This window comes from Candidatus Omnitrophota bacterium (assembly GCA_028712255.1).
Classification (GTDB): Bacteria; Omnitrophota; Gorgyraeia; order Gygaellales; family Profunditerraquicolaceae; genus UBA6249.
Window position 1 is genome coordinate 83,965 of the sequence record JAQTQJ010000006.1, and the last position, 25,829, is coordinate 109,793.

26 protein-coding genes are annotated in these 25,829 nt (G+C 37.4%); 25 read left to right on the top strand and 1 reads right to left on the bottom strand.

The features are described 5' to 3' along the window. The first annotated feature begins 45 nt into the window (after positions 1 to 45). From PHC29_04160 to PHC29_04230, 15 genes are all read left to right on the top strand, one after another. Positions 46 to 801 carry a YebC/PmpR family DNA-binding transcriptional regulator gene (locus tag PHC29_04160; GenBank protein MDD5108685.1) on the top strand — a complete coding sequence of 252 codons (756 nt, stop codon included), beginning with the start codon at positions 46 to 48 and terminating at the stop codon, positions 799 to 801. Beyond that, complete coding sequence (gene ruvC, locus PHC29_04165) at positions 798 to 1,280, top strand: crossover junction endodeoxyribonuclease RuvC (GenBank protein MDD5108686.1); 483 nt, start codon at positions 798 to 800, stop codon at positions 1,278 to 1,280. The genes PHC29_04160 and ruvC overlap by 4 nt, the downstream gene beginning before the upstream one ends. Continuing rightward, positions 1,277 to 1,903: an OB-fold domain-containing protein gene (locus tag PHC29_04170; GenBank protein MDD5108687.1), complete on the top strand. Its 627-nt coding sequence runs from the start codon at positions 1,277 to 1,279 to the stop codon at positions 1,901 to 1,903. The genes ruvC and PHC29_04170 overlap by 4 nt, the downstream gene beginning before the upstream one ends. A 2-nt stretch (positions 1,904 to 1,905) precedes the next feature. Continuing rightward, complete coding sequence (gene scpB / locus PHC29_04175; protein ID MDD5108688.1) at positions 1,906 to 2,511, top strand: SMC-Scp complex subunit ScpB; 606 nt, start codon at positions 1,906 to 1,908, stop codon at positions 2,509 to 2,511. Further along, on the top strand, positions 2,489 to 3,547 hold the full coding sequence (gene pheA, locus PHC29_04180) for a prephenate dehydratase (protein MDD5108689.1): 1,059 nt from the start codon (positions 2,489 to 2,491) through the stop codon (positions 3,545 to 3,547). The genes scpB and pheA overlap by 23 nt, the downstream gene beginning before the upstream one ends. Before the next feature lie 30 nt (positions 3,548 to 3,577). Continuing rightward, on the top strand, positions 3,578 to 4,723 hold the full coding sequence (gene hisC, locus PHC29_04185) for a histidinol-phosphate transaminase (protein ID MDD5108690.1): 1,146 nt from the start codon (positions 3,578 to 3,580) through the stop codon (positions 4,721 to 4,723). Then, positions 4,720 to 5,748, top strand: a complete 1,029-nt coding sequence (gene aroF / locus PHC29_04190; GenBank protein MDD5108691.1) for a 3-deoxy-7-phosphoheptulonate synthase — start codon at positions 4,720 to 4,722, stop codon at positions 5,746 to 5,748. The genes hisC and aroF overlap by 4 nt, the downstream gene beginning before the upstream one ends. Then, the gene (locus PHC29_04195; protein MDD5108692.1) at positions 5,735 to 6,565 is read left to right on the top strand and encodes a prephenate dehydrogenase; all 831 of its coding nucleotides are present in this window, start codon (positions 5,735 to 5,737) and stop codon (positions 6,563 to 6,565) included. Before aroF ends, PHC29_04195 begins: the two co-directional genes overlap by 14 nt. Further along, the gene (gene cmk, locus PHC29_04200; protein MDD5108693.1) at positions 6,562 to 7,215 is read left to right on the top strand and encodes a (d)CMP kinase; all 654 of its coding nucleotides are present in this window, start codon (positions 6,562 to 6,564) and stop codon (positions 7,213 to 7,215) included. Before PHC29_04195 ends, cmk begins: the two co-directional genes overlap by 4 nt. Continuing rightward, the gene (lepA, locus tag PHC29_04205) at positions 7,216 to 9,015 is read left to right on the top strand and encodes a translation elongation factor 4 (GenBank protein ID MDD5108694.1); all 1,800 of its coding nucleotides are present in this window, start codon (positions 7,216 to 7,218) and stop codon (positions 9,013 to 9,015) included. Next, positions 9,012 to 9,587 (top strand): signal peptidase I, encoded by a 576-nt coding sequence (lepB, locus tag PHC29_04210; protein ID MDD5108695.1) that lies wholly within the window; start codon positions 9,012 to 9,014, stop codon positions 9,585 to 9,587. Before lepA ends, lepB begins: the two co-directional genes overlap by 4 nt. A 16-nt stretch (positions 9,588 to 9,603) precedes the next feature. Beyond that, positions 9,604 to 10,167, top strand: a complete 564-nt coding sequence (locus tag PHC29_04215) for a CDP-alcohol phosphatidyltransferase family protein (protein ID MDD5108696.1) — start codon at positions 9,604 to 9,606, stop codon at positions 10,165 to 10,167. Then, complete coding sequence (plsY, locus tag PHC29_04220) at positions 10,136 to 10,756, top strand: glycerol-3-phosphate 1-O-acyltransferase PlsY (protein MDD5108697.1); 621 nt, start codon at positions 10,136 to 10,138, stop codon at positions 10,754 to 10,756. Before PHC29_04215 ends, plsY begins: the two co-directional genes overlap by 32 nt. Before the next feature lie 193 nt (positions 10,757 to 10,949). Next, entirely contained in the window at positions 10,950 to 11,288 is a 339-nt protein-coding gene (locus tag PHC29_04225; GenBank protein MDD5108698.1) for a hypothetical protein, read from the top strand. A gap of 43 nt (positions 11,289 to 11,331) precedes the next feature. Then, a complete protein-coding gene (locus PHC29_04230) occupies positions 11,332 to 14,088 on the top strand; it encodes a tetratricopeptide repeat protein (protein ID MDD5108699.1) in 2,757 nt (918 codons plus the stop codon). 60 nt (positions 14,089 to 14,148) lie between these two features. On the opposite strand, the gene PHC29_04235 is transcribed toward PHC29_04230, so the two are convergent. Next, positions 14,149 to 17,376: a cellobiose phosphorylase gene (locus PHC29_04235; GenBank protein MDD5108700.1), complete on the bottom strand. Its 3,228-nt coding sequence runs from the start codon at positions 17,374 to 17,376 to the stop codon at positions 14,149 to 14,151. Between the two features lie 154 nt (positions 17,377 to 17,530). On the opposite strand from PHC29_04235, the gene gatC reads away from it, so the two are divergent. From gatC to larB, 10 genes are all read left to right on the top strand, one after another. Next, on the top strand, positions 17,531 to 17,818 hold the full coding sequence (gatC, locus tag PHC29_04240) for an Asp-tRNA(Asn)/Glu-tRNA(Gln) amidotransferase subunit GatC (GenBank protein MDD5108701.1): 288 nt from the start codon (positions 17,531 to 17,533) through the stop codon (positions 17,816 to 17,818). 2 nt (positions 17,819 to 17,820) lie between these two features. Further along, positions 17,821 to 19,257, top strand: a complete 1,437-nt coding sequence (gene gatA, locus PHC29_04245; protein ID MDD5108702.1) for an Asp-tRNA(Asn)/Glu-tRNA(Gln) amidotransferase subunit GatA — start codon at positions 17,821 to 17,823, stop codon at positions 19,255 to 19,257. Then, complete coding sequence (gatB, locus tag PHC29_04250) at positions 19,254 to 20,690, top strand: Asp-tRNA(Asn)/Glu-tRNA(Gln) amidotransferase subunit GatB (GenBank protein MDD5108703.1); 1,437 nt, start codon at positions 19,254 to 19,256, stop codon at positions 20,688 to 20,690. The genes gatA and gatB overlap by 4 nt, the downstream gene beginning before the upstream one ends. After that, a complete protein-coding gene (locus PHC29_04255; GenBank protein MDD5108704.1) occupies positions 20,683 to 21,951 on the top strand; it encodes a S41 family peptidase in 1,269 nt (422 codons plus the stop codon). The genes gatB and PHC29_04255 overlap by 8 nt, the downstream gene beginning before the upstream one ends. A gap of 21 nt (positions 21,952 to 21,972) precedes the next feature. Next, a complete protein-coding gene (locus PHC29_04260; GenBank protein MDD5108705.1) occupies positions 21,973 to 22,743 on the top strand; it encodes a divergent polysaccharide deacetylase family protein in 771 nt (256 codons plus the stop codon). After that, positions 22,740 to 23,723 (top strand): tRNA (adenosine(37)-N6)-threonylcarbamoyltransferase complex transferase subunit TsaD, encoded by a 984-nt coding sequence (gene tsaD / locus PHC29_04265; protein MDD5108706.1) that lies wholly within the window; start codon positions 22,740 to 22,742, stop codon positions 23,721 to 23,723. Before PHC29_04260 ends, tsaD begins: the two co-directional genes overlap by 4 nt. 129 nt (positions 23,724 to 23,852) lie before the next feature. Then, complete coding sequence (locus PHC29_04270; protein MDD5108707.1) at positions 23,853 to 24,305, top strand: MgtC/SapB family protein; 453 nt, start codon at positions 23,853 to 23,855, stop codon at positions 24,303 to 24,305. Then, on the top strand, positions 24,295 to 24,798 hold the full coding sequence (locus tag PHC29_04275; protein MDD5108708.1) for a polymer-forming cytoskeletal protein: 504 nt from the start codon (positions 24,295 to 24,297) through the stop codon (positions 24,796 to 24,798). Before PHC29_04270 ends, PHC29_04275 begins: the two co-directional genes overlap by 11 nt. 8 nt (positions 24,799 to 24,806) lie before the next feature. Continuing rightward, complete coding sequence (locus PHC29_04280) at positions 24,807 to 25,118, top strand: helix-turn-helix domain-containing protein (protein ID MDD5108709.1); 312 nt, start codon at positions 24,807 to 24,809, stop codon at positions 25,116 to 25,118. A 4-nt stretch (positions 25,119 to 25,122) separates the two neighbouring features. Then, on the top strand, positions 25,123 to 25,800 hold the full coding sequence (larB, locus tag PHC29_04285) for a nickel pincer cofactor biosynthesis protein LarB (GenBank protein MDD5108710.1): 678 nt from the start codon (positions 25,123 to 25,125) through the stop codon (positions 25,798 to 25,800). Positions 25,801 to 25,829 lie beyond the last annotated feature (29 nt).

A 25,829-nucleotide genomic window follows, 5' to 3' on the forward strand; every position in this document is an offset into this window, starting at 1 on the left:
TTTGTTTAGGATTTAATATTCAATGTTCTAACATGGGAGGAAGTTATGTCAGGTCATTCGAAATGGAAGACAAATAAGGGTAAAAAAGGTATTGCCGACGCAAAAAGAGGCGCAACCTTTACTAAAATTATCAAAGAACTCGTTGTAGTTGCTAGGGATGGAGGGGGTAATCCCGATTCTAATCCTCGTCTGCGGGCAATAATGCAAAAGGCTAAAGAGGCAAATATGCCTTCGGATAATGTGAAGATGGCAATAAAGAGAGGAACCGGAGAACTTCCAGGTGTAGTCTATGAGGCGGTAATGTATGAAGCTTACGGTCCTGGAGGCGTGGCGATTTTGGTTGATTCTCTTACTGATAATAAAAACCGAACTACCGCTGAGTTGCGTAATCTTATGTCAAAAAGAGGGGGAAATATGGCGGGGGCAGGTGCGGTAAGCTGGATATTTACTCAAAAAGGTTATATTTCAGTTACTAAAGATAAGATTAAAGAAGATGAATTGATGAATATTGTTTTGGATGCGGGCGCCGAAGATATGAAGCACGATGACAATTTTTATGAAATTTTTACATCCATTCAAGACCTGGAAAAAGTAAAGGCTGCTCTGCAAGAAAAAGGGATTAAGTGGGAAGATGCTGAATTAACTATGATTCCTTCCTCTACGATTAAAGTTACTGGGAATGAAGCAAAACAGGTTTTGGCTTTGATAGAATCGCTGGAAGAGCACGATGACGTTCAACAGGTTTATGCTAATTTTGATATTCCAGATGAAATTTTGGATGAGGTTGCTTCAGAGGAATGATTATTATAGGGATTGACCCTGCCCTAGCTATCAGCGGCTATGGTGTTATTCAGGTTAAGGGAGCAGCCCTAGCTTTAATTGAAGCGGGTATAATTCAAACCTCGGCAAAAGAGCCAGCTGAAAAAAGACTAGATAAAATCTATCGCGGAGTACTTAAATTAATCAGCGATATGCACGCAGATTGTTTGGTGCTTGAAAAAATATATTCACATTATAAACATCCGGCAACTGCTTGTATTTTGGGACAAGCCAGAGGGGTTATTTGTTTGGCAGCAGCTTCCAAAAATATACCTCTTTTTGAATATAGCGCAACACGTATAAAGAAATCAATAGTGGGAAAAGGCTTGGCTTCTAAGGCTCAGGTACAGGCGATGATTGTCCATACATTAGGATTAAAAACTTTACCATCTCATATGGATGTCACCGACGCCTTGGCGTTAGCTATAGCGCATAATTATATTAACCGCTCAAAAATATGATTTCTAGAATTACAGGAAAAGTTTTAGAAAAAGGCCTTAACTATTTAATTCTGGATTTAGGCGGGTTAAGTTATGAGGTTTTTATACCTGCCTGTGTCATGCAAGGAATCGATAAGTCAATCAATCCGGATGGCCCAGTATCCTTACTAACTTATCATTATTATCAGGTAGAACAATCAAAAAGTACTCCGATTTTAATTGGATTTCTAAATCAAGTTGAAAAAGATTTTTTTGAAATTTTTATTACTGTATCCGGTATTGGCCCGAAAGCAGCTTTAAAAGCACTAAATCAACCGATATCATTGATAGCTAAGGCTATAGATGAAGGGGATTTGGTTTATTTAAAGTCTCTGCCTGGTATTGGTGAACAAAGAGCCAAGGAGATTGTGGCTAAATTACAAAATAAAGTAGGTAAATTCGGCCTTATCCAGGATCAAGATACCCCAGCTAAGATTATATCAAAAAACATATCTGAAGAGGCCCTGGATGTCTTGCTGCAATTGCAATACAAGAGATCGGAGGCCCTGGGAATGATTAAAAAAGTTCTGTCGGCTAATTCACAAGTTAACACTACTGAAGACCTCTTAAATTTGGTCTATAAACAAAAATGCCTGGTGAAGTAAATATGGAAGAGAATAATTTAAAATCTGCTGTTGAAGCTTTAATTTTTGCATCCGAAAAACCAATTACTCTTGAACAAATAAAAAAGGTTTTGGAAATTCCGGATAATGACAGCATAAATAAGATTATCGAAGAATTAAAAACCGAGTATATAGCGCAAAACCGGGGTATCCGTGTAACAGAAGTTGCGGGAGGTTTTCAGATGATTACCTCTAATATCTTTGCGCCCTTTCTGAAGAAACTCTTTAAAAACCGTTATAATGATAAACTATCAAAGCAGGCTCTGGAAAGCTTGGCCATTATTGCATATAAACAGCCTTTAACCAAGGTAGAGATAGAGTCTCTAAGAAACGTCAATATTGACGGTGTAATGAAGAGTTTATTGGAAAAGAATTTAATTCGTATATGTGGGAGAAAAAAGATCCCTGGTAGGCCATATGTATTTGGGACTACTCGGGAATTTCTTGAACATTTTGGATTAAAGTCTCTTCAGGATCTCCCTAAAATTGAAGATTTTACGGTTTTGGCTCAGCAAAAACAAGAAGAGAATATCGAGCCGATTATTCAAGAAGATTTGGAGGTTAAAAATGAGCCTAGGCAAATTGCGTAAAGAGATTGACCAGCTTGATCGTAAATTAATTGCTTTATTGAATTTACGTGTTGAGGCAACTAAAAAAATTGGCAGAATTAAGATTGATACTGGTAAAAGTATTTATACTCCTGAAAGAGAGATGGATGTTTTGAAAAAAGTCGGCAGCTTAAATCGTGGGCCTTTAAAAAAGGGGGCACTTGAAGCGATTTACCGGGAGATTATGTCTGCAGGCCTTGCCCTGGAAAGAGTTTTAAAAATTGCCTATATGGGGCCGGAAGCTTCTTTTAGTAATTTGGCGGCTTTGAAAAGATTCGGTTCACAGATGGAATATATCGCTTGTGGTAGTATTCCGGAAGTATTTTTAGATGTAGAAAGGGATGCTGCTGATTATGGGGTAGTTCCGGTAGAAAATTCCATTGAGGGTGCAGTAACTCATACTTTGGATATGTTGGTAGATTCAGATCTATTAATTTGTGCCCAAGTAAATCTAGATGTATCGCATAATTTATTAGCTAATTGTCCGAAGCACAAAATTCTAAAAGTTTATTCAAACCCGCAAGTTTTTGGGCAATGCCGTATTTGGCTCAAGAAAAATCTACCTAATGCGCATTTGATTGATGTATCTAGCACAACTTATGCGGCCCAGGTAGCAAAAAAGGAGAAGAATAGTGCGTCTATTGCTTCGCTATTAGCCTCAAAGGTTTATGGTTTAAAAGTAATATCTTATGGAATCCAGGATACTTTACATAATATTACACGATTTCTTGTAGTTGGTAAAAATCCTGCAAAACCTACGGGACATGATAAGACATCGCTGCTTTTTTCGATTAAGGACCGGGTAGGTGCTTTATATGAGATGCTTCTGCCTTTCCGTAAATATGGGGTTAATCTTACTAAAATTGAATCACGTCCGTCAAAAAAGAAGGCTTGGGAATATTATTTCTTTGTGGATATTTCAGGCCACAAAGATGACCTAAAAATAAAGAAGGCACTGAATGAATTAGAGCGTCGATGCACTTACTTGAAAATTTTAGGTTCTTACCCACAAGGATAAGTATTCCTATATTTTTTGGAGAAAAAAGAAGTGAAAGAGTTAATACGAAAAAGCATTGTGAATGTTAAACCTTATACTCCCGGTAAGCCTATCGAAGAGACTAAGAGGCAACTGGGATTAAGCCAGGTTTTTAAGCTTGCCTCTAATGAAAACCCATTGGGCCCTTCGCCAAAAGCAGTCAGGGCAATGAAAAAATGCCTGTTACAAGTTAACCGTTATCCAGATGCCCAAGGTTTTTATTTAAAAAAACGGCTTAGTGAATATTTCGGGTTAGTACCAGAGAATTTTGTTTTAGGTAATGGTTCCGATGAGCTCATTGATGTGTTAATCAAAACCTTCGTCGAATCAGATGAGAATATTGTTACCGCCGACACCACTTTTTTAGAATATGAGATTATTGCCCGGATCAATGAGCGTAGAGTTAAAAAAGCCCCACTTAGTTATTTTAAGTATGATTTAGGGGCCATTTTAAAATTGGTAGATAAAAAAACAAAATTGGTTTTTATTGCTAATCCCAATAATCCTACAGGAACGTATGTTACTAAAAATGAGGTTGAGAGGTTTTTAAATGCCCTTCCTAAGCATGTTGTGGTGGTTTTTGATGAAGCCTACAATGCCTTCATAGATGTTAATGATTACCCGGATAGCTTAAATTTTTTAAAACGTAAAAAAAGAATCGTTATTCTGCAAACATTCTCTAAGGCTTATGGCTTGGCCGGTTTACGTTTAGGTTATGCGATTGCACAACCGGAATTAGTTTCCTACATGGAACGAGTCAGGCAACCATTTAATGTCAATAGCCTAGCCCAAGCAGCAGGAATAGCTGCGATAGGGGATAAAAATTTTCTTAAAAAAACGCGTAAGATAACCCTGGAGGGCAAGGATTTTATTTACCAAAATTTATCTCAAATGGGATTGGGTTATGTTCCTTCGGTTGCTAATTTTATCCTGATAGATATGGGGATGGATGGTTTAAAGGTTTTTAGAGAGATGCTTAAATTCGGAGTAATTGTCCGGGATATGAACCAATATGGATTGAGAAATTTTATTCGACTGACTATCGGCACTCAAAAAGAAAACCAAAGATCCATGCAAATTTTAAGAAAAATTTTAACACCCCGTGCTTGTAAGGTATCGCGCGGGTATGCCCTTGTGGCAAGGAGACAGGCCAAATGATTATTGTCTTAAAACCTGAGGCAACACAAGCACAAGTAGATCATATTATCGATAAAGTTAAAGCATTAGGTTTAACGCCCCATGTTTCTAAGGGATCAAAGAGGACTATTATTGGCGTTATCGGTCCGGAGGACCTATTAAGGGTTACTCCTTTAGAGGTTTTTCCGGGAGTAGAGAATGTTATACCAGTACTTTCGCCGTTTAGATTAGTCTCCAGAGAATTTAAAAAAGAGGATTCAATAATCGAGCTTGGCCGGGGCGTAAAAATCGGGGGGATAGAAATAGTCGCTATGGCCGGACCCTGTACCATTGAAAATATTGATAGTTTATTTACGATTGCTAAAGAAGTAAAGAAAGCCGGTGCAACTGTGCTTCGTGGCGGAGCTTTTAAGCCCAGGACATCTCCTTATAGTTTTCAAGGATTAGGTAGGGCCGGTCTACAGATGCTACGAGAGGTAGGGAATGAACTAGGGATGGTTACAGTCAGTGAAGTAATGGATCCTAGGGATGTAAGTTTAGTTGCTGATTACGTAGATGTCCTGCAAATTGGCTGCCGTAATATGCAAAATTTTAATCTTTTAAAAGAGGTAGGCGCAACTAAAAAACCTGTACTTTTAAAACGAGGCATGGCTTCTACAATTAAGGATATGTTAATGTCTGCTGAATATATTTTAAGCGCTGGTAATTTTTCAGTAATTCTTTGTGAGAGAGGAATCCGTACATTTGAAGATTCTACTCGTAATACTTTAGATATAAGCGCAGTCCCCGTAACAAAACAACTTTCGCATTTACCGATAATCGTTGATCCGTCCCATGCAGCCGGTAAATGGGGTCTGGTGCCTGCTTTAGCTAAAGCAGCTGTTGCAGCAGGCGCAGATGGCTTGATTATTGAAGTACACAACCATCCCGAAGAGGCTGTCTCCGATGGAGCGCAATCACTTATTCCGGATAGATTCCTTGAACTTATGGTCCAGCTTAAAGATATTGCTAATTGCATAGGAAGAAAATTTAATGAGAGTGTTTGATAAAGTTGTAATTATTGGCACAGGGCTAATCGGAGCATCCTTAGGGCTAGACTTAAAGAAAAGGCGTTTGGTAGGCCAAATTACGGGCTTAAGCCGTCACAACAAGAATGCTTACTTTTCTAAAAAAATGGGAGCTGTTGACCAAGCAGTCACATCTTTGGATGCCGTGCAAGATGCTGATTTAGTTATATTAGCTACCCCAGTTGATACAATTATTGATATTGGATTAAAAATAGCAAAGAAAATAAAAAGAGGCTGTATCGTTATTGATGTCGGAAGCAGTAAAGAAAATATTGTATTTGAATTAAGCAAAGTAATCCCAAATTTTATCGGCTGTCATCCAATGGCTGGTTCGGAAAAGCGCGGGGCTTTTAATCTTCAAGCAGGTATTTTCAACGGTTCGGTTTGCATTATTACTCCCAATTCATTAACTAATAATAGTGCATTGAATAAAATAAGGTTGTTTTGGAGAAGGTTAGGATCGCGGATAGTTGTCCTTAGCCCAGAAAAACACGATCAGATTTTAGCACTTACCAGCCACCTGCCGCATGCAATAGCATTTTCTTTAATAAATACGATTCCGGATGAATTTTTAAACTTAAGCTCTGGTGGTTTAAAGGATTCTACCCGCATTGCTGCTTCGGATAACGATCTCTGGAGCCAAATATTTTTAAGTAACCGTCGTAATTTACTGGATGCACTTTTGACCTTCCAGGCAAAACTCAATATCTTAAAACTTGCCTTAAGAAACAAAAATAAAAAACTTTTATCAAAATTCCTCGGGTTGGCCAGGGAAAAGCGGAAGAAATTAAAATGATTATTGCTGTTGATGGGCCAAGCGGCGCAGGGAAAAGTACAGTTGCCAGAATCCTGGCCAAAAGGCTAGGTTTTCTTTATATTGATACTGGCGCAATGTATAGGGCTTTAACCCTAAAAGTTTTAGAGAATAACATACCAGTAGCTGATGAAAAGAAAATCTTTGAACTTGCCTGTTCGACAAAAATAGACCTGCAGAGTAACCCAGATGGTTCACTAAAGGTTATCTTGGATGGTAGAGATATCTCTTTGGATATTCGCAAGCCAAAAATTACTCAATTTGTTTCTGATATAGCTAAGATAAAGGATGTACGCCAGATACTGGTTAAATTACAAAGAGAATTTGGCCAAAGAGGTGAGTGTGTTTTAGATGGCAGAGATATTGGTACGGTAGTTTTTCCTTGCGCCCAAAAGAAATTTTTTATTGACGCATCCGCACAGGAGAGGGTAAACCGCCGTTTTAAAGAATTAAGAGGTTTAGGGCAAAATGTTTCAGAGGATGATGTTGCTAAAGATTTAGCTAACCGTGATAAAATCGATTCTACTCGAGAAGCATCACCTTTACGTAAGGCAATAGATGCAATTTATATTGATACTACCAAGCTTTCTATCGAACAGGTAGTAGATAAAATGGCTGAATATATAGGATAAATGGATAAAGCCCTCCTGAGAAATTTTTCAATCATTGCCCATATTGACCATGGTAAATCCACTTTAGCTGACCGGATATTGGAGATAACCGGAGCAGTAGATATACGCCATAAGGGAGACCAGCTTCTTGATGATATGGAGCTAGAGAAAGAACGGGGAATTACTATAAAAGCTTCAATGGTCAGATTAAATTATTTTTCCAAAAAATTTAATAAGGAATATATCCTGAATCTCATTGATACTCCGGGCCATGTTGATTTTACTTATGAAGTCTCCAAATCTCTTGCTGCTTGTGAAGGAGCAGTTCTTGTGATAGATGCCGGGCAGGGCATAGAGGCGCAGACCGTGGGAAATTATTATCTGGCTTTAGAAAATAACCTCAATGTAATTCCGGTGATCAATAAAGTCGATTTGATTTCCGCAGATGTTCCCCGGGTAAAATTACAGGTTGAAACCGTTTTAGGTTTTAAGGAAGAAGAGATTATTTTGGCTTCCGCAAAAGAGGGAACAGGCGTTATTGAAATTTTAGACAGGATTATCGAAACTATACCGGCTCCGGCTGGCAAAATAGAAAACCCACTTAAGGCTTTAATTTTTGATTGCCGTTTCGATGCTTTTAAAGGAGTAGTTGTTTTTGTTAAGGTTATAGACGGACAGATTTCCCCTAAAACCCAATTAAAGATGTTCCATGCCGGTAAAATCTATAAAATTGAAGAACTGGGAGTGTTTAAAGACCTAAAATATTCAGCAGTAGATTTGTTAACGTGTGGAGAAGTTGGTTACTTCACGGCTAATCTTCGTGATCCACGCGAGGTGGTCATTGGAGATACAATTACTGACCCCAAAAATCCTTGCGATCAGGCTCTGCCTGGTTACCGTAAATTAAAACCTCTTGTGTTTTGCGGTATCTATCCGGTAAATCCAGCTGATTTTCCTCAGTTACGCGATGCCATGGATAAATTAAAGCTTTCTGATGCTTCATTTGTGTTTGAGCCTGAAAATTCCCAGTCATTCGGAACTGGTTTTCGCTGTGGATTCTTGGGCCTTTTACATATGGAGATTGTCCAAGAGAGGCTTGAGCGTGAATATAATTTGAACCTTATTCTTACCGTCCCCAATGTAGTCTACCGTATAAAAACAAAATCCGGTGAAGTAATAGAAGTAGATACTCCTGCTAAACTTTGTGCATCTAGCGATATTGAGGAATCCCTGGAGCCATATGCTAGTTTGCTTATGATAGTTCCGGTTGATTCTATTGAAGCAGTTTGTGATTTTACCAAATCGCGCAGAGGAATATTTGTTTCCAATGAATACTTGGGTGAAGATCGTGTGAAAGTTGTCTTCTCCATACCGCTTTCCGAAATAATCGTTGATTTCTATGATCGCATAAAGTCAATTACTCGTGGTTATGGTTCCATGGATTATGAGGTAAAAGAATACTTGCCAACAAAACTGGTAAAACTTGATATCCTGCTTAATGGCCAGATCTGTGATGCCTTTTCCTCACTGATGTTTAAAGAAAAAGCTGTCTCAAGAGCCCATCTTTTAGTCGGGAAATTAAGAGAATTAATCCCCCGCCAGCTATTCGAAGTGAGTATACAGGCAGCAGTAGGAAGCCAGATTTTGGCTTCTGAAAAAGTACGTTGCGTAGGCAAACATGCTACAAGTAAATGTTCCGGAGGAGATATTACACGTAAGCGTAAACTTTGGGAGACTCAAAAAAAGGGGAAGAAGCGGTTAAAACAGTTCGGTAAAGTTGAAATACCGCAAGAAGCATTTTTGGAGGTATTAAAAATATGAGTTTAAAAAAGAAATCCGTTTTACGAGATTGGATTGAATCAATCGTAGTCGCTTTTTTACTGGCGATGGTTATCCGCGCTTTCCTGATCCAGGCTTTTAAGATTCCTACAGGTTCAATGCGTATGACCTTGATTGAAGGCGATCTTATTCTGGTAAACAAGTTTATTTATGGTGCAAAAATTCCTCTTACTAACTGGCGCCTTCCTGCTTTAAGGCAGCCTAAACGCGGGGATGTAATTGTTTTTATTTATCCTGAAGACAAGAAGAAGGATTTTATAAAAAGGTTAGTTGGCTTGCCGGGTGAGACAATTGAGATTAAAGGTGGATCCATTTATGTAAATGATAAACCGGCTATTGAGCCAATTTTTAACCAGATTTATTATTACAATAGAGGAGAGTTTGCTTCTGAAGGAGAAAAGATTATCGTTCCCAAAGACAGTTATTTTGTGTTAGGAGATAATTCCACTTCTTCCAAAGACAGCCGCTATTGGGGATTTGTTCCCAAAGAAGACCTTTTAGGACAGGCCTTAATCGTTTATTGGCCTCCGCAACGCATAAGGGTAATTAAATAAAGGGAAAAAGGACAAAATGAACATAGCGAACAAAATTTCTACATTTCGCATTCTCAGCGTTCCATTTTTTATCGCCTGCCTTGTATATTATACGCCCCAAAGAATATATTTAAAAGATTTGGCTTTGGCCATATTTATTTTAGGGGTCATTTCGGACGGCCTAGATGGTTTTATTGCCAGAAAAGCTAAAATACAATCAAAAGCCGGTTTAATTTTGGATCCTTTAGGAGATAAGCTTTTATTGATGAGTGCTTTCATATTCTTATCTCCAATGAGTAGGCTAGAGTTGAAGTTTCCGCTTTGGGTTGTTTTCATTGTAATTTCACGAGATTTAATCATTATCATGGGAGCAGTAGTCATTTATATGGTAAAACAAACAATAGATGTCTATCCTACAAAATGGGGTAAACTTACCACAATATTTCAAATGCTTTCTGTTATCTGTGTTTTATTGCAATGGAGATCTACCGGATTAATTTGGTGGTTAGCGGTTATTTTTACCGTTATTTCAGGAATAGATTACGTAAAAAGAGGGTTTAAAATTCTATATGCTCTGGACAATCGTCGCACTTCTAACTAGTTACTTGTTAGGCTCTATACCTACTGCCTATCTTTTTGGTAAAGTTTTAAAAGGGATTGATATCCGCGAAGTTGGCTCTGGCAATGTGGGAGCAACCAATGCCATGCGTGCTTTAGGTAAAGGGCCGGGGATAGCTGTTTTAATTTTAGACATATTGAAGGGCTTTATCGCGGTTATATTTTTAACGAATTATTTTCTAGATAAGGCCATTTTATTACAAGCACAAAACTTAGCTATTCTCATGGGGTTATGTTGTATTTGTGGCCACAACTGGACTATATTTTTAAAGCTTAAAGGAGGAAAAGGAATCGCTACTTCACTGGGGGTTTTACTCGGACTATCATTAAGAATACCTGGATTGAATATCATAATGGGGTTAATAATTTTAATCTGGTTTATTGTTTTTATTAGCTCAAGAATGGTGTCTTTGGCTTCAATTTCTGCCGGTATCGCGTTGCCAATTCTCTGTTTTCTTTTTAAGCAGCCTTTTTGGCTTGTTTTAGTGGCTCTGTTGCTTTGTTTTTTCGTGATTATCCGGCACAAAACTAACCTAGATAGAATATTCCACGGGAAAGAACCCCGCCTGTAAAAACAAGGGGACGGTTCTCATGAGAAAGAGAACCGTCCCCTTGTTTTAAAATCAAAAGTAAACGCTTTCTTTTTTAAGCCAAATCCTATTGATTTGGCTTTTTTTTAATTGCATACTTTACTGTAATAATCCCCACCAGCATGAGGGGAGCCGGATTTAGCATAACGACAATCCGGCTAATTATAAGGAAAATATGCGCGACCTACTTTATAAAAACCTGACTTTTTCTGAAAAAGGCAGGAAAATCATTAGCAGTTCTGAAATAACCGATAAGGAAGGCGTCCATAGTGTAGTGCGCCGTCATTTTGCCTGCATGATAAGACAAATCGAAGGTACTAATATCCCTAAATCTCAGTCCTATCTTTTCGTCTTAAAGAGTAGAAATACTAAGGAAAAAAAAGAGCACTTCTTTTGTAAAATCAAAGGAAGCCTTTTAGCAGTAAATAAAGAGAAACTATTTCTTATTTCATTTGTTCACACCTTAAACATTGAGCTTACAATTTCCCCTAAGTTACCCCAACAAATCGGCTAATTTTATTTGACATGAATTTTAAGTTGTATATAATAATAGCAATATGCAAAAGCTACTTATTAGATACAACATTACGGCGATAGTATGTTTGGCGTTTTTATTTTTTTCAGCCAATTCTCTCTTTGCCCAAGGCCAAGCAGCAGATTATCTTTGTGAGCTGGGTAAAAGCTTTTATTCTCTTGGGAAAATAGAAGATGCCCTTTCTGAATTTAAAAAAGCCCTTTCCATTGACCCAAACAACAAAACCGCTAAACTTTATGTTAATAAAATTTTTAATCAGGAAACAAACCCCACTTTTGAATATAAACCTTTAGCAGCAAACACCGCTTCAGATATTAATAATTCAATTGAATCAAAGAATCAATTCAGCAGGGATCAACTTATGGAAGAAGCTATGTCCAAGATTGAACCTAATGTTACAAGTAAAGATAGGGAAGGCCCATTTGAGAAAAAAGAAAAGGACTCAATAAAAGCCGGGCCTCTCTCCGTAAGCGGCCAGATGCAGCTAAGTTTTGGAGTAACCCCCCGTGAATTTATCTGGAAAAGAGCTAATTTTGATTTAAATGAAAAATCAAAAAGCTGGCGTATGAGTTCAGATGAGGTTTTTAATAACAGATTTAATACTTTTGATCCCCGGATTTATGATAGTTTAGCTGTTAATTTAGATACGGAAAATAAGGAAGGCCTTAATTTCCATTCCAATCTTACGGTTGATCCTTGGAGCTTTAGCGGAAAAAGTAATAAAATTACCCTTACAACTGCAGGGGGAGATACTGCGGAAGTAGAATTATTATATTGGTCAAATACCGCACATATCGTAAATAATACTATCTACGGAACTCAAAAGGGGAGCACACTTAATATTCCTGAATTAAAAGTTATTGATGGGAAAACTACCGCAATCACAATTAATGGTTTTAATATCCCCAGCATGAAGATAGGGCGTGAATTTCAGCCAGTACGTGAATTATGGACGGATTATACAAACGATCAGATAAAGTTTCGCGCTTTTCCCATAGCCTTGCAGGATCAAGCTTATAGTTCCGATGACCCCATGGGGATTACCAATCATCATATTTGGTGGAAGGATAGCAGCTGGCTGCGTAAATATACCCCAGGTACATTTCATTCAGGAAATGTACCTGTTGATTTTACCAAAGGCATCTGGGATGATTCACTTTCATTCTTAACTAAAGATTCAACTGGCCAATATCTGACGGCTTTAAGAGGATTTTCTTTCAGTTTTCTTCCGGATGAAGCAACGACGTTTGATACTACTTTTGCTACTCCTAAGGATCTTTGGCAAGATTATGGCTCAGTAGACAATGTGATTAATGCCAGCCGATTAAAACATTATTTTAGTAATAACTTTATGGCTGGTGCAACATTTAGCAGCCGCTTAGGTTTTATCACCGAACCTAACCAAAAGCTGGACAGTCAAAACTATGTGGGAGGAGCGGATATTGCTTATGAAATGATGGAGGGTTTAAAAGCTCAAGCTGAAATTTTATCCTCTCAGTCATTTTATGATATGAGTAACGCTACCTATGAAACAAAATCCCGAGGAAACGCATATTATTTTTCATTTATTAGCCGTTACCCGCAGAAGAGTTTGATGGATTTAAAATACGGTTACGATGAAATAGCTTTGGATAAAGATGAAAGTTTCCTTTTAAAATCTAAGTTTTACCTTAGCAAAATGGATTCGGGATTTGATGCTTCTCTTTCTAGTTATCATGAAACTAGACAAGATACTTTTTGGTCAAGGCATATTCATTTCCGTAAACCCATGGATTACTATTCTTCAGGATTAGAACAATCCACCACGAATTGGGGAGAACTCAATGCAACGCGTATAGGCGATGGTATTGATGCCGGCAGAAATACTATCGGTTTTAGAATTGAATCGTTCCTAAAAGATAAGGCCTATAATCTTTTTGATGTGCGTAATGTCCATAATGTTAATGGTAAGTTTATTGAAAATGTAGTACGTGATGAAGCCACAGTCCAGATTACGGATAAATTAAGTTCTAAGTTTCTGGGTATTTACCATAAGTTACCTCATACCGTAAATGGTATTGATCCGTTTATTTATGACGGAAATACTGGTGATTTTTTTATCAATAATGCTGTGCCTGACGGAAACGATCCTTCACTTATGACAGGATCCTTTGGTTTGAATTATGATTTCTTTGAATGGCTGAGCTTAGACGGCATATACGAACGTACCAATGATTATTACCTAGCTTATGACGGTTTTCCGGCTAACACTTTACGCAATGACACTACTTTGGGCGGGACCTTCTACCAAAATGATAATCTTTATAGGTTCAAGAATCCATTTCTTTATAGTCAAAACGGATTTCCTCAGGCCCCATACGATTATTATAATGTTTTTAAAACCGGCCTAAGAATAGCGCCTATCAGTAAAATGGAGCTTTACCTTGACTATACGCGCAATGAATTTGAAAGTGCCGGGCAAAATTCAGATAGCATGAACCATGTTGGTATTGAAATGACCTATATGCCAACTAAGAAGTTTGGGATGGCTTTAAAATATTCTTATTCCAGATGGCAGGATACGGACCGGCTGGTTGCCGGAAATACAAACCCGCTTGGCCATCATAATTTCTATGGTGAATTCAGGTACCTGCCTTCTAAAGATGACGAATTTATCCTGCAATACGGAGAGGGTAACACCAGTAATTTAGGCAACTTTTCTCTTGACCCTTACGGAGGCACAGCCCTTACCATAGATACCGCGCATATTTTACGAGCCTATTACCGCCGCAAATTTTAAAACAAGGGACCGTTTCTATTTTTTATTTCTTGAGGTTTTAAAAAAATAGAAACGGTCCCTTTATTCTAAGTAAATATCGATTTTATTAACTCGGCGGGATCTTATTTTCTCTGCTAATAAAGGAGGAATTGTTGTAGAATTAATTACTGTTTGATTATTATTTTCGAAAATAACAATTTTTATAATTTCAGCAGCGTTTTTACCAAAAGTATTTTTTCGTTTCGGGTTATGGTAAGTTATTAAAATTTTACTTAAAAAATTAAAGGAATATTTTCCCTTCTTTGAAAATAACCAACCAGCCAAATATGGTTTAAATGTTAAATTAAGCTGACCGGACTTATCTAGGGAGAAAGGGGAGACACCGGTATTCATAATCAGCCAAATATGTAGAAATTCGGCTGTTGAACCGCTTAATCTGGCTACAAATCCGTTCCCATGCAGTCTTTTATCGGCAAATGCACTGCTGACTAAAAAAGAAGAGTTTTCTAATATACTGCGGCCATATCTTTGCGGATTTTGGAATGGGATAAGTACATTTTTGAATTCTTCATAAAACTCATTAACTAGGCCCTTTTTAAGTAATTCCAAGATATATTTATATTCCATATGCAACCAGATGGATTCGTTTTCCAGCCATCCGGGAGAAAATACCCTGCATCTGCCGATTTCCTCAGGCATTGAATCAAGATTAGCTGTTACTTTATACATCTTTAATTTTCTGTCAAAAAGCGCGCTTTTTTTGGTTGATTTATGAAGGGCTAAGAGTCGATTCTTATCTTCGCAAAGCCTTAAAGCATGCATTTGTCCTTCAAGAAACAGAGGAGTATACTTTTGAATAAATTTTTTTGGCTTAATGTAATGCCCTTTAACTACATCGTACTCTACGACATTATTAATGAAGTAAGAATTATAAATACCAGATTTTTTATCTAAAGCCTTATTTAAGCCTGTTTCAATCTTCTCTAATGCTGCATTCGTAAAACTCATAAGCTTTACAACAGATAAATAAACAGTATTACCGGAAAACCCCAACCGCGTCTTTTGCCGGTAATCTTCTTTTACACTATTACTTTTATCCCAATAATTAAATCCATCTTCAACAAGTAAAACAGTAACTTTTTCAATAAAATCAGAAATTTCGCTGGCGAATTCAATTTCATTAATGTGTGAGTTCTCAAGCGCTAGTTTTATCGTTTTTAGAAGACGTTTTAATTCGAAAGTTTCACAGATGCTGGAACCAAAGAGAGCAGGAAGCCCGTTTAAAGAATCAAACCAATTAGGTTTATTAGCCTCCATCTCCACACCTACGCCAAACGGGTCAAGTGAAGCAAGCTTATTCACCGCTAAACACAGAAGCTTGGAGATAAGCGTAGTATAATAAATCTGGCCCATACCTTCTTTAGTGCGCAAGATGTGCTGATTGCTTAACCGTTTATGCAACATATCTTTTTTTACGGTATCAAGGGTAAGAGAGTGTAGTTGACGGGGCTGTTGATTATAGAGCATATACTTTTCGCTGCGCGGTCTGACAAACTCAGCATTATCATAGAAAGTAAAAACTTTCTTTTCAAAGAACAATTCATTGAACTTCTCTGGATAAATTCTTAGGTAACTATCAATTAAATCTAGATTATAAGACCAGTGGTCGGTCCAAAAACCTTCTCCATGTTCGGCATCCTGGATTTTTTGAGAAGAACAGAGAATAATGCCTAAAAAATTATCGTATGAACAGGTAAGCTTTATATTATTATCTTCAATAAAAAGAATAAGTTCTCCAGGAGTAAAAATCTTATTAAGAACGGGCTTAAGTTTATCAATATCATTTTTTTTAGCTACTCCTGCCAGAAGTTGATCTAAATTAATGTCATCCTTAAGCAAAAAATTCTCGCCTTTTATTACCAAAGGATTAAAACCGTCAGCCTGAATTAAATTCATAAAGAAAATTATATTTTCATCTTCGATTTCAGGGTTAAACCAGGGGTCATTACGCCGGTTTTGATTTATATCTCGGTAGTTACCGTTACCCTGGGAAAAATATGTTGGTTGTAGAACGAACTTATTGTAATCCCTCTCTAGATCGCCATGTTTACGTGAATAAAGGTAAAAAACAGTCTTGGCGGATCCAGGTACCTTTTTATTTGGCGATAAAAAAACCTCAGGGTAACCACCACGCATAATATTATCAAGATAAGTTTGACCTGCATATAGGTCGAATTCGGGAACACTACTTTTGGTTAAGATATCATCTTTTAATTTTTTAATCAGTTTATAGTTTTCTTCTGATTTATTTTCTATGTAACCAAATTTCATAATTTTTTTAGCACAACTATTTAATGTGCTGCTGTTACGCGCCTGCCCAATAACCGAATGAAATGTTTTTTTGTTCCCAGCCTCTAGTTCCAGATGCAATAATAGCAGGGCGCTTGGAGTTTTGCTTCTGGTTAGCTGCTGAGTCGGATAGAAAAATTTATGTTTAGTCAAAAATTCTGAGGGGTATGAAAGATCCGTTACTTTACCAAAAACAGCTTCAGGATCAACAATTGGCCGGATCAACTTTGCTTTAGATCCATCAAAATGAAAACCTAAATAAAAATTTCCCGAATCAATATGTACTACTTCCGGGCGGTCAGAAGGATCAACCTCTAGTTTATAAAAAGGAATATTTTTGTCCAGATTGTCAATATTCATCCAGGCTTCAATAGTACGGCCAAGTTTTTTTAAGAAAAAGTTATTTGTTCCAAAGGGGACTATCTGTGGTAAACCATCAATAAGTTCGATAGATTTAGGCCTCTTTGAAGTATTTTCAATACTGACTGTGCGGCTTAATCCAGAGAAAGTATCATTGGGAATATTAAAATATTCAATACGAGTCTTTATTCCTAAAGAGTTATTTTTTTCTTCAAGGGTAAGTTTGCTTGAGTCTATTGCAATAGAATTGGTGATCTGGTATTTTGAGTTAAGATAGCCGTTATGAAATGGTTCATAATAAACAGGGTCTTTAGCAGATTTAATTTTGATGAAAGTGCGGAATCCATGGCTTGAAACTAACTGCCATGATTTATTTGCCGGAAAGAATTCTAAGATTGCCTGATCTTTATCTCTAGTACCAAAACTACAGATACATTGCCCACGATTAACATAGAAGACCCACATTGGAATTCCATATTTACCGGCAATCCCGGGAAAGAAATTAGCAAAAGGCTTGGAATAATTGTAGTTTTGAATGATAAACTCGCCCTGCTTATTTAAATAATATTTTGGCTTGCTTTGTTTGGATTCTTTTCTCATTTTAATTTGGGTTAATTCTTAATATTTTACACATTTTCATGAAATTGTCAACTCGAGATGTTGACTTTTAACAAAAGAATGTTAGAATATATAAAATATCACCCCGCGCTTATAAGGAATTGCGCGTGTGTGCCCGTGCGGGTAAGGAGAAGAGATGTCGATAGATAAAGAAACGGTAAAACATGTTGCGCATTTAGCACGTATCGAATTGCAGCCTAATGAGTTAGAAAAAATATCCGGACAGCTGCATGATATATTAGGTTTTATTGATAAAATAAGCACTTTGGATATAGAGAAAATCACGCCTGCAAGCCATATTTTACCTATCAGTAATGTGTTAAGGGATGATTTGCCGCATAAATCTTTACCTGTGGAAAAAGCCCTGGAAAATGCCCCGAGTAAAAAAGGAAGTTTCTTCAGCGTACCTAAGATAATCGAATAATTATGGAATTAAATCAACTAACTGCCCACGAATTGTTGGATAAGCTTAAAACTAAAGAAACTGATCAAAAGGTAGTTTTTGATTCGCTTTATAAGCGCATACAAAAAGTCGAACCTAAAGTTAAAGCTTATGTCAGGATTAAAGAAGAAAAAACAATTCCTTCAAATCTCCAATCAGAGGGACTCCTTAATGAGCTTCCACCAATTACCATCAAAGATAACATTTGCACTGAAGGCTTGAATACCGAATGTTGTTCAAAAATTCTTGAAGGTTTTCGCCCGCCGTATGATGCTACAGTTATCACTAAATTAAAAAATGCAGGAGCTCAAATTTTTCCTTTAAAGGCAAACATGGATGAATTTGCTTTTGGTTCCTCAACGGAAAATTCATTTTTGGGAGCGACTGCTAATCCCTGGGATTTAGAGTGTGTTCCCGGAGGTTCTTCAGGAGGCTGCGCTGCTGCCGTATCCGCTGATGAAGCAATTTGGGCTCTAGGTTCTGATACGGGAGGCTCAATTCGGCAACCTGCTTCTTTCTGCGCAGTTGTAGGATTAAAGCCTACTTATGGGCGCGTTTCGCGTTTTGGATTAATTGCTTTTGCTTCCAGTCTTGATCAAATTGGGCCTATTACCAAAGATGTCCTTGATGCAGCAATTTTAACCAAGATTATCTCAGGATATGACGCTAATGATTCAACCTCGGTAAAATTAGATGTACCGGATTATACTAAAAGCCTGACCAATGATATTAGAGGTTTAAAAATCGGTGTACCTAAAGAATATTTTATCGAAGGTATGGATCTAGAGATTAAATCTATTATTGAAGAGGCGATAAATAAACTAGAAACTCTAGGCGCAGTTTCTCAACAGATTTCATTACCACATACAGAATATGCCGTGCCTGTTTATTATATTATCGCAACTGCCGAAGCCAGTTCAAACCTGGCTAGATTTGACGGGGTTCAATACGGATTTAGGGCAAAATCAAATAATTTAATCCAGATGTACAAACTAACCCGCGCGCAAGGTTTTGGTGAAGAAGCAAAACGTAGAATCTTACTTGGAACTTTTGCCTTATCGCATGGATATTATGATGCCTATTATTTACGTGCCTTAAAAGTACGTACTCTAATAAAACAGGATTTTGATCAAGTATTTACTGATTTTGATTGTATTGTTGCTCCTACATCTCCAAGCGCGGCTTTTAAAATTGGGGAAAGGACTCAAGACCCCCTAAAAATGTACCTGTCCGATATATATACTATCTCGGCAAATTTAGCAGGAATTCCAGCAATATCTATTCCTTGCGGTTTTACCAAAAAAGGATTGCCTGTAGGTTTACAGATAATCGCCAAGCCATTTAACGAAGAGATGCTTTTTCGGGTAGCACATACTTTTGAGCAAAATACCCAGTGGCATAAGCTTAAACCAAAATTATGAAATACGAAACAGTCATCGGCTTAGAAGTCCACCTGCAATTAAAAACTAAAACTAAAGCATTTTGTGGTTGTGCTATTGACTTCGGGAAAACCCCTAATTCCTGTACCTGCCCGGTATGCTTGGGATTGCCCGGCAGCCTTCCGGTTTATAATAAAGAAGCGCTAAATTCCGCAATAAAAGTAGCTTTGGCTTTTAATTGTCAGATACAAAAATATACAAAATTTGACCGTAAAAATTATTTTTATCCGGATTTACCAAAAAATTACCAAATTTCACAATACGATCTGCCTTTATCGCGTAATGGACACTTAATGATTGTTAGTCAGAATATATCTAAGCGCATCGGTATTACCAGGATACATTTAGAGGAAGATGCGGGTAAACTTATCCATGGAATAGATTCAAGCTTGGTAGATTTCAACCGTACAGGAATTCCGCTTCTTGAGATAGTCAGCGAACCTGACTTATCAAGTCCTCAAGAAGCTTTTGACTACCTGACAAATTTAAAAAATATCATTGAATACCTAGATGTATCCGATTGCGATATGGAAAAAGGATCTTTGCGTTGCGATGCCAACATATCTTTAAAGCCAGAAGGAACAAAAGAATTGGGAGTTAAGACTGAATTAAAAAACATGAATTCTTTTAAGGGGGTAAAAGACGCTTTAACATTTGAAATCAGCCGTCAAACTAAACAGCTCAATACAAATCAAGCCATGTTCCAGGAGACTCGACTTTGGAACGCCGATAAGGGAGAAACTGTATCTATGCGTAGTAAAGAAGGCGCCAAAGATTACAGGTATTTTCCTGATCCGGACCTTGCAGTTTTTATTATTGATGAGCCTATGATTGCGCGTATAAAAGCAGAATTACCTGAACTGCCACAAGATAAGGTATCCCGCCTTGTACGTGATTATTCGCTATCTGAGTATGACGCTAAAATCTTAGCTTCTTCAAAAAAATTTGCTGATTATGCTGAAGAATGCATGAAGATATTCCAGGATAATGATAAAAAACCAATAGTAAATTGGTTAATTGGGCCTTTTACAGCTACAGTATCTAACCCTTCGAACCAAGCTAAACCAGAGTATATTCAATCAAAAAATCTTGTGGAATTAGTGGAATTGGTTGTAAAGAAACAAATCATCTCTAACCTTACTGGTAAGGCTGTTTTAGAGGAAATGTTTGCGACTGGCAACACAGCAAGCTCAATAATAAGTGAAAAAAACTTGGGACAGATTTCTGATACCGAAAGCCTTGATTTAATTATACATGAAATTATTGCTGAAAATTCCAAGTCGGTTAGCGACTACAAAGCAGGGAAAATAAACGCACTTATGTTCCTGGTTGGGCAAGTAATGAAAAAGAGCGCTGGTAAAGCTAATCCTAAGGTAGTTGGAGACCTGATAAAGAGGAGGCTTGCTAATGGGTAAAAAAATATGCGTTGGATTAATAATTATCATACTTGTGTTTGTCGGCACCAGAATCGCAGCCTCAGATAGCAGAAAGAAAAGCAACGACGAGATGTACAAACAAGTTGAATTATTTTCCGATACCTTAGCAATTATTCAAAAAGAGTACGTCGATGACACAAAACCCAAAGATTTAATCTATGGTTCATTAAAAGGTATGCTTTCTTCTCTTGACCCACATAGCCAATTCATGGATCCTGATACGTACAATGACCTGAAAGTAGATACGGAAGGTAAATTCGGGGGTTTGGGGATCGAAATTACCATAAAAGATGGCTTACTAACCATAATTACTCCTATTGAAGATACGCCGGCCTGGAAAGCCGGAATAAAAGCGGGAGATCATATTGTAAAAATTAACGATACATTAACCCGGGAGATGTCCTTAACCGATGCGGTAAAAAGGATGCGCGGAAAACCAGGGGAAGTAGTAAATCTTACGATATTGAGAGATCCCGAAAATAAACTTTTGGATTTTAAAATTATCCGGGCGATCATAAAAATTAAGGATATAAAACAAGCACGTATTTTGGAAGGTAAAATCGGTTATATTCGTATTACTGAATTTCGTGAAAATACCTTACAAGAATTAAATAATGCCTTAACTAATTTATCTAAACAAGGAATGAAAGCATTAATAATTGACTTGCGTAATAATCCCGGAGGGCTACTTGATGTTGCCGTTAAAATTACGGGAAGATTTGTCCAGCCAAATAAAATGATCGCTTATACCAAAGGCAGAAACAAAGGCCAAAACTTAGAGTTTCTTTCTGAAGCAAAGAACGCGATTTTAGATTTACCCTTGGCAGTCTTAATTAATGAAGGATCGGCTTCCGGTAGCGAGATTATGGCAGGAGCTCTCCAGGATTATAAACGCGCCATAATTATCGGCACTAAATCTTTCGGAAAAGGTTCCGTGCAAACAGTAATACCTTTAGGAGACGGCTCTGCCTTACGATTAACTACCAGCTATTATTTTACGCCATCTGGTAAGATTATTAATGGAAAAGGAGTAATTCCTGAAATTGTGGTGGAAGAAAATAAGGAAGCCTCCGAAACAAAAAATAAGAAATTCAATCAAATATTTGATGAAATTGAGAATAAGCAAGCTGAGGCTAAAACCACCCCAGAAGATATTTTCAATTATAAAAATGATGCCCAGTTAACAGGGGCTTTGGATGCTTTAAGGGCTATAGTAATTTATAACCAATCTAAACATTAAAACTATTGCTATTTTAAGCTTATGAAAAATAAACTTGTGATCAGTATTTCTGTAATTTTAATTTTACTTTTATTTATCGCTCTAATTCTAACTCCAGCTTACAAAAAAATACCGATAAAAAAAATCCCTGCTGTAAAAGGAAAAATTGCCATTGTAATTGATGATTGGGGATATCATTTAGATAATATGGCAATCGTAAAAGAAATAAAAGTTCCTTTGACGTGTGCGATTCTGCCGAATCTGAAAAACTCAAAGGAAGTTGCTAGAAAATTAAATAACCTTGGTTTTGAAATAATCCTACATCTGCCAATGGAGCCAAAAGAAAAATACAGATTAGAAGTAAATACCATTACCTTGAACATGGGAACCAAGCAGGTTAGTAATATTATGGATACTGGTTTGGACTCGATAATTTTTGCAAAAGGAATATCGAATCATATGGGTTCAGCTATTACAGAGGATAGAAGAATAAGCGGAATAGTAATGTTGGAAACCAAAAAGCGTAATCTATATTTTCTGGACAGTTTCGTAACTGCAAGATCCGTCTGCCGCCAGATTGCTGTAAAAATTAAAGAAAGATTTGCCAAGCGTGATGTATTTTTAGATAATCAGGACGATCCTGCATATATAAGAGGACAGCTTTTAAAATTAAAGAATCTATGCCGAAAACAAACCAGTGTAATCGCCATCGGTCATGACCGTAAAAATACTTTAATGGTATTAAAAGAAATGCTTCCTAAAATGAAGGAAGAAGGTTACAAATTTGTTTTTGTTTCGGAGATAGCAAAATGATAGTTTTAGGAATTGAAAGCTCCTGTGACGAAACCTCTGTTGCGCTAGTTAAAGACGGTAAAAAAATCCTGGCCAATGTAGTCGCCAGTAGCTTAAAAATACATAGTAAACATGGAGGAATAGTGCCTGAGATTGCTTCTCGCATGCAACTTGAAAGCATTTCAGATGTTTTTTCTCAAGCTATTAAAACCGCTAAAATAAAAATAGAGGATATTGATCTTGTTTCTGTAACAAGCGGGCCTGGGTTACCGGGGTCACTTCTAGTTGGAATTTCATTTGCTAAAGCGCTGGCAATAAGCTTAAAGAAACCGATACTTGGCGTTAACCATATCCATAGCCATATTTATGCAAATCTTCTTTGCCATAAAAATATTAATTTTCCTTGTATGGCTTTAGTTGTTTCCGGAGGCCACACCAGTCTTTTTTATATCAAAGATTTTTCTGAGATTAAAACAATAGGGCAGACTCTTGATGATGCTTGCGGAGAGGCTTTTGATAAAGTAGCTAAAATTATGGGTATGGAATATCCCGGAGGCCCTGAGATCGAAAAATTTTCTAAAGGAGCAAATAAACATAAAATAAAGTTTGCTTGCTGTGGAACCGATAATGAATTTAATTTCAGCTTCAGTGGTATAAAAACAGCTGTGTTATATTGTTTAAAAAATAAAAAAGTTGAAACTAAATTAAAGAAAGATATCGCAGCTTCTTTCCAGGAAAGCGTAATTAATGCGTTAGTAAAAAAATCTATTCTGGCTTGTAGGCGTTATAATGTAGAAAATCTTCTAATTGGAGGGGGAGTTATTGCCAATAGATCATTGCGCCAGACATTTAGCGAAAGCGCAAAGGATAGCGGACTTAATTGTTTTTTTCCGGATACCTTTCTATGTATGGATAATGCTGCAATGGTTGCCGGATTGGCAGATTATCTTTATAAACAAGGAAAAAGAAGCAACTTGAATCTAAATATTGAGTTCAATTAGTGGATTACCGTCTCATAAAATAAGCCAAAATTCTTTTCAACAATTTTGGCTTATTCGGCGGTATTAATTCGCGCATTGACTTACTCACACTGGCGTGTTCGTAAGTCAAGCGCTCATTAAGGAGGGTACATGCCAACCGATTTTCAAATGATCATACGTTTGTTATTAACTTTACTTTTGAGTGGGTTAATTGGCCTGGAACGTCAGGTTCATCGCAGAGATGCTGGTTTGCGTACGCATATATTAGTAGCCTTAGGCTCTTGCCTTATCATGTTGACATCCTTATATGTTTTTGATATATATAAAGATAAGGTTTCATTGGATCCGGCGCGAATTGCCGCTGGAGTAATTACCGGTATCGGTTTCCTTGGAGCAGGCACAATAATCCGCGAACCTGAAAAAGTAAGAGGATTAACTACTGCTGCCAGTTTATGGGTTGTTGCCGGAATAGGCCTGGCAGCAGGGATTGGTTTTAATAGAGTAGCAATATATACTACTGTTTTAGTTTTAATTGTTTTGCATTTTTTACGCTTTGTGGAAGGATCCCTTACTCTTACAAAGGAGGATAATCATGGCATTTAAAAAGAAGCTGGAGGAAAAAACCCTTGATGTAGATGCCGCAATGCAGGGCTCTTTGAGTTTTAAGGATCCGGTTAATCTGCGTATTAATGGAAAATTTGAAGGTACTCTTGATACCCGGGGTAACTTAACTATTGGTTCTACTGCTGTCATTAATGCAGATATTATCGGGGATAATATTATTATTGGAGGTAAAGTTAAAGGCAAAATTACTGCCCGTGAACGGCTTACCCTACTGCCGCAGGCAATAGTTGAGGGGCATATTTATCCGGCCAAACTCAATATTGCTGAAGGCGCGCTTCTAGAAGGCCAATGCACAATGCTGCATGATTTCCTTAATCCGGAAGAATTAGCAAAATACCTGGAGGTAGAATTAAGTTCAATAATTGAATGGGCCAATTCAGGAAAAGTGCCAGCTAACAAAGAAGATAACGACTGGAAATTTGAACGTCGTGCCATAGATAGCTGGGTAGCATCGGGAAAAATTGGAAAATAATTTAAAAAATGGGCGAAGAAAAACTACTTACCGTCAGAGAAGTCTCCGCTATTCTTGGCGTATCTGAAAAAGATATTTTAGACCTAACCCAGGATGGCAGGCTTCCTGGATATAAGATAGGCGACCTGTACCTAAGATTTAAAAAAGAACAGGTAGAGCAATATAAAAAAGACCATCCTCTGGCACACTCTAAAACGGTCAAAGATGAACCAGAAGGAATAAGAAGCAGGATTCAGGATTTTCTTTATTTCAATGATTTCTATATCGGAGCAGTAATTTTTATAATCCTTCTAGCCTATCTTGTGTATCGGGGTTTATAGATAAATGTCCTCAAAGAAAGGTTTTTGTGATCTAGGATTTGCCAAAGTTGATACAGACAGAAGGAACCGGAAGGGATTTGCGGAAGTTATCTTTTGTCCAGGAAAGGACCGGCAACACTTAAAAGAAATTGCCAAAAAAATAATCAAAGCAAAAGAAGACTTATTATTAACTAAATTAGAAAAAACCGAATTTAATTTTTTAAAAAAAACGATTCCTGCTTTAAAATATAACCACCTGGCAAAAATTGGTTACTTCTTAACCAAATCTAAACCCCTCTCAAAAGGCTTAGTTTTAATTATTTCGGCGGGTACGAGCGATATACCAATAGCTGAAGAAGCAGCAGTTACCTTGGAAATTATGGGTAACCGCATTAAAAGATTATATGATGTGGGAGTAGCAGGAGTGCATCGGCTGATGAATAATATTGATAAATTAAAGGCAGCTCAAGTTATTATTGTTGTGGCAGGCATGGAGGGGGCACTCCCCAGTTTAGTTAGTGGCTTAGTCAAGGCTCCGATCATAGCAGTTCCGACTAGTTGCGGATACGGAGCTTCTTTTTCCGGCTTAGCTGCGCTTTTGACTATGCTCAATGGATGTTCACCCGGAGTAACGGTCGTAAATATTGACAATGGATTTGGGGCCGGCTATTTTGCCAGCTTAATCAATCACCCTACGCGATAGGTAAGAAGCGTGGGGTTAACCTTAGCAAG

Excerpts from the sequence above, each read along its gene's own strand:
- PHC29_04160 (MDD5108685.1), top strand. The coding sequence starts at position 46 with ATGTCAGGTCATTCGAAATGGAAGACAAATAAGGGTAAAAAAGGTATT.
- ruvC (MDD5108686.1), top strand. The coding sequence starts at position 798 with ATGATTATTATAGGGATTGACCCTGCCCTAGCTATCAGCGGCTATGGT.
- PHC29_04170 (MDD5108687.1), top strand. The coding sequence starts at position 1,277 with ATGATTTCTAGAATTACAGGAAAAGTTTTAGAAAAAGGCCTTAACTAT.
- scpB (MDD5108688.1), top strand. The coding sequence starts at position 1,906 with ATGGAAGAGAATAATTTAAAATCTGCTGTTGAAGCTTTAATTTTTGCA.
- pheA (MDD5108689.1), top strand. The coding sequence starts at position 2,489 with ATGAGCCTAGGCAAATTGCGTAAAGAGATTGACCAGCTTGATCGTAAA.
- aroF (MDD5108691.1), top strand. The coding sequence starts at position 4,720 with ATGATTATTGTCTTAAAACCTGAGGCAACACAAGCACAAGTAGATCAT.
- PHC29_04195 (MDD5108692.1), top strand. The coding sequence starts at position 5,735 with ATGAGAGTGTTTGATAAAGTTGTAATTATTGGCACAGGGCTAATCGGA.
- cmk (MDD5108693.1), top strand. The coding sequence starts at position 6,562 with ATGATTATTGCTGTTGATGGGCCAAGCGGCGCAGGGAAAAGTACAGTT.
- lepA (MDD5108694.1), top strand. The coding sequence starts at position 7,216 with ATGGATAAAGCCCTCCTGAGAAATTTTTCAATCATTGCCCATATTGAC.
- lepB (MDD5108695.1), top strand. The coding sequence starts at position 9,012 with ATGAGTTTAAAAAAGAAATCCGTTTTACGAGATTGGATTGAATCAATC.
- PHC29_04215 (MDD5108696.1), top strand. The coding sequence starts at position 9,604 with ATGAACATAGCGAACAAAATTTCTACATTTCGCATTCTCAGCGTTCCA.
- plsY (MDD5108697.1), top strand. The coding sequence starts at position 10,136 with ATGCTCTGGACAATCGTCGCACTTCTAACTAGTTACTTGTTAGGCTCT.
- PHC29_04225 (MDD5108698.1), top strand. The coding sequence starts at position 10,950 with ATGCGCGACCTACTTTATAAAAACCTGACTTTTTCTGAAAAAGGCAGG.
- PHC29_04230 (MDD5108699.1), top strand. The coding sequence starts at position 11,332 with ATGCAAAAGCTACTTATTAGATACAACATTACGGCGATAGTATGTTTG.
- PHC29_04235 (MDD5108700.1), bottom strand. The coding sequence starts at position 17,376 with ATGAGAAAAGAATCCAAACAAAGCAAGCCAAAATATTATTTAAATAAG.
- gatC (MDD5108701.1), top strand. The coding sequence starts at position 17,531 with ATGTCGATAGATAAAGAAACGGTAAAACATGTTGCGCATTTAGCACGT.
- gatA (MDD5108702.1), top strand. The coding sequence starts at position 17,821 with ATGGAATTAAATCAACTAACTGCCCACGAATTGTTGGATAAGCTTAAA.
- gatB (MDD5108703.1), top strand. The coding sequence starts at position 19,254 with ATGAAATACGAAACAGTCATCGGCTTAGAAGTCCACCTGCAATTAAAA.
- PHC29_04255 (MDD5108704.1), top strand. The coding sequence starts at position 20,683 with ATGGGTAAAAAAATATGCGTTGGATTAATAATTATCATACTTGTGTTT.
- PHC29_04260 (MDD5108705.1), top strand. The coding sequence starts at position 21,973 with ATGAAAAATAAACTTGTGATCAGTATTTCTGTAATTTTAATTTTACTT.
- tsaD (MDD5108706.1), top strand. The coding sequence starts at position 22,740 with ATGATAGTTTTAGGAATTGAAAGCTCCTGTGACGAAACCTCTGTTGCG.
- PHC29_04270 (MDD5108707.1), top strand. The coding sequence starts at position 23,853 with ATGCCAACCGATTTTCAAATGATCATACGTTTGTTATTAACTTTACTT.
- PHC29_04275 (MDD5108708.1), top strand. The coding sequence starts at position 24,295 with ATGGCATTTAAAAAGAAGCTGGAGGAAAAAACCCTTGATGTAGATGCC.
- PHC29_04280 (MDD5108709.1), top strand. The coding sequence starts at position 24,807 with ATGGGCGAAGAAAAACTACTTACCGTCAGAGAAGTCTCCGCTATTCTT.
- larB (MDD5108710.1), top strand. The coding sequence starts at position 25,123 with ATGTCCTCAAAGAAAGGTTTTTGTGATCTAGGATTTGCCAAAGTTGAT.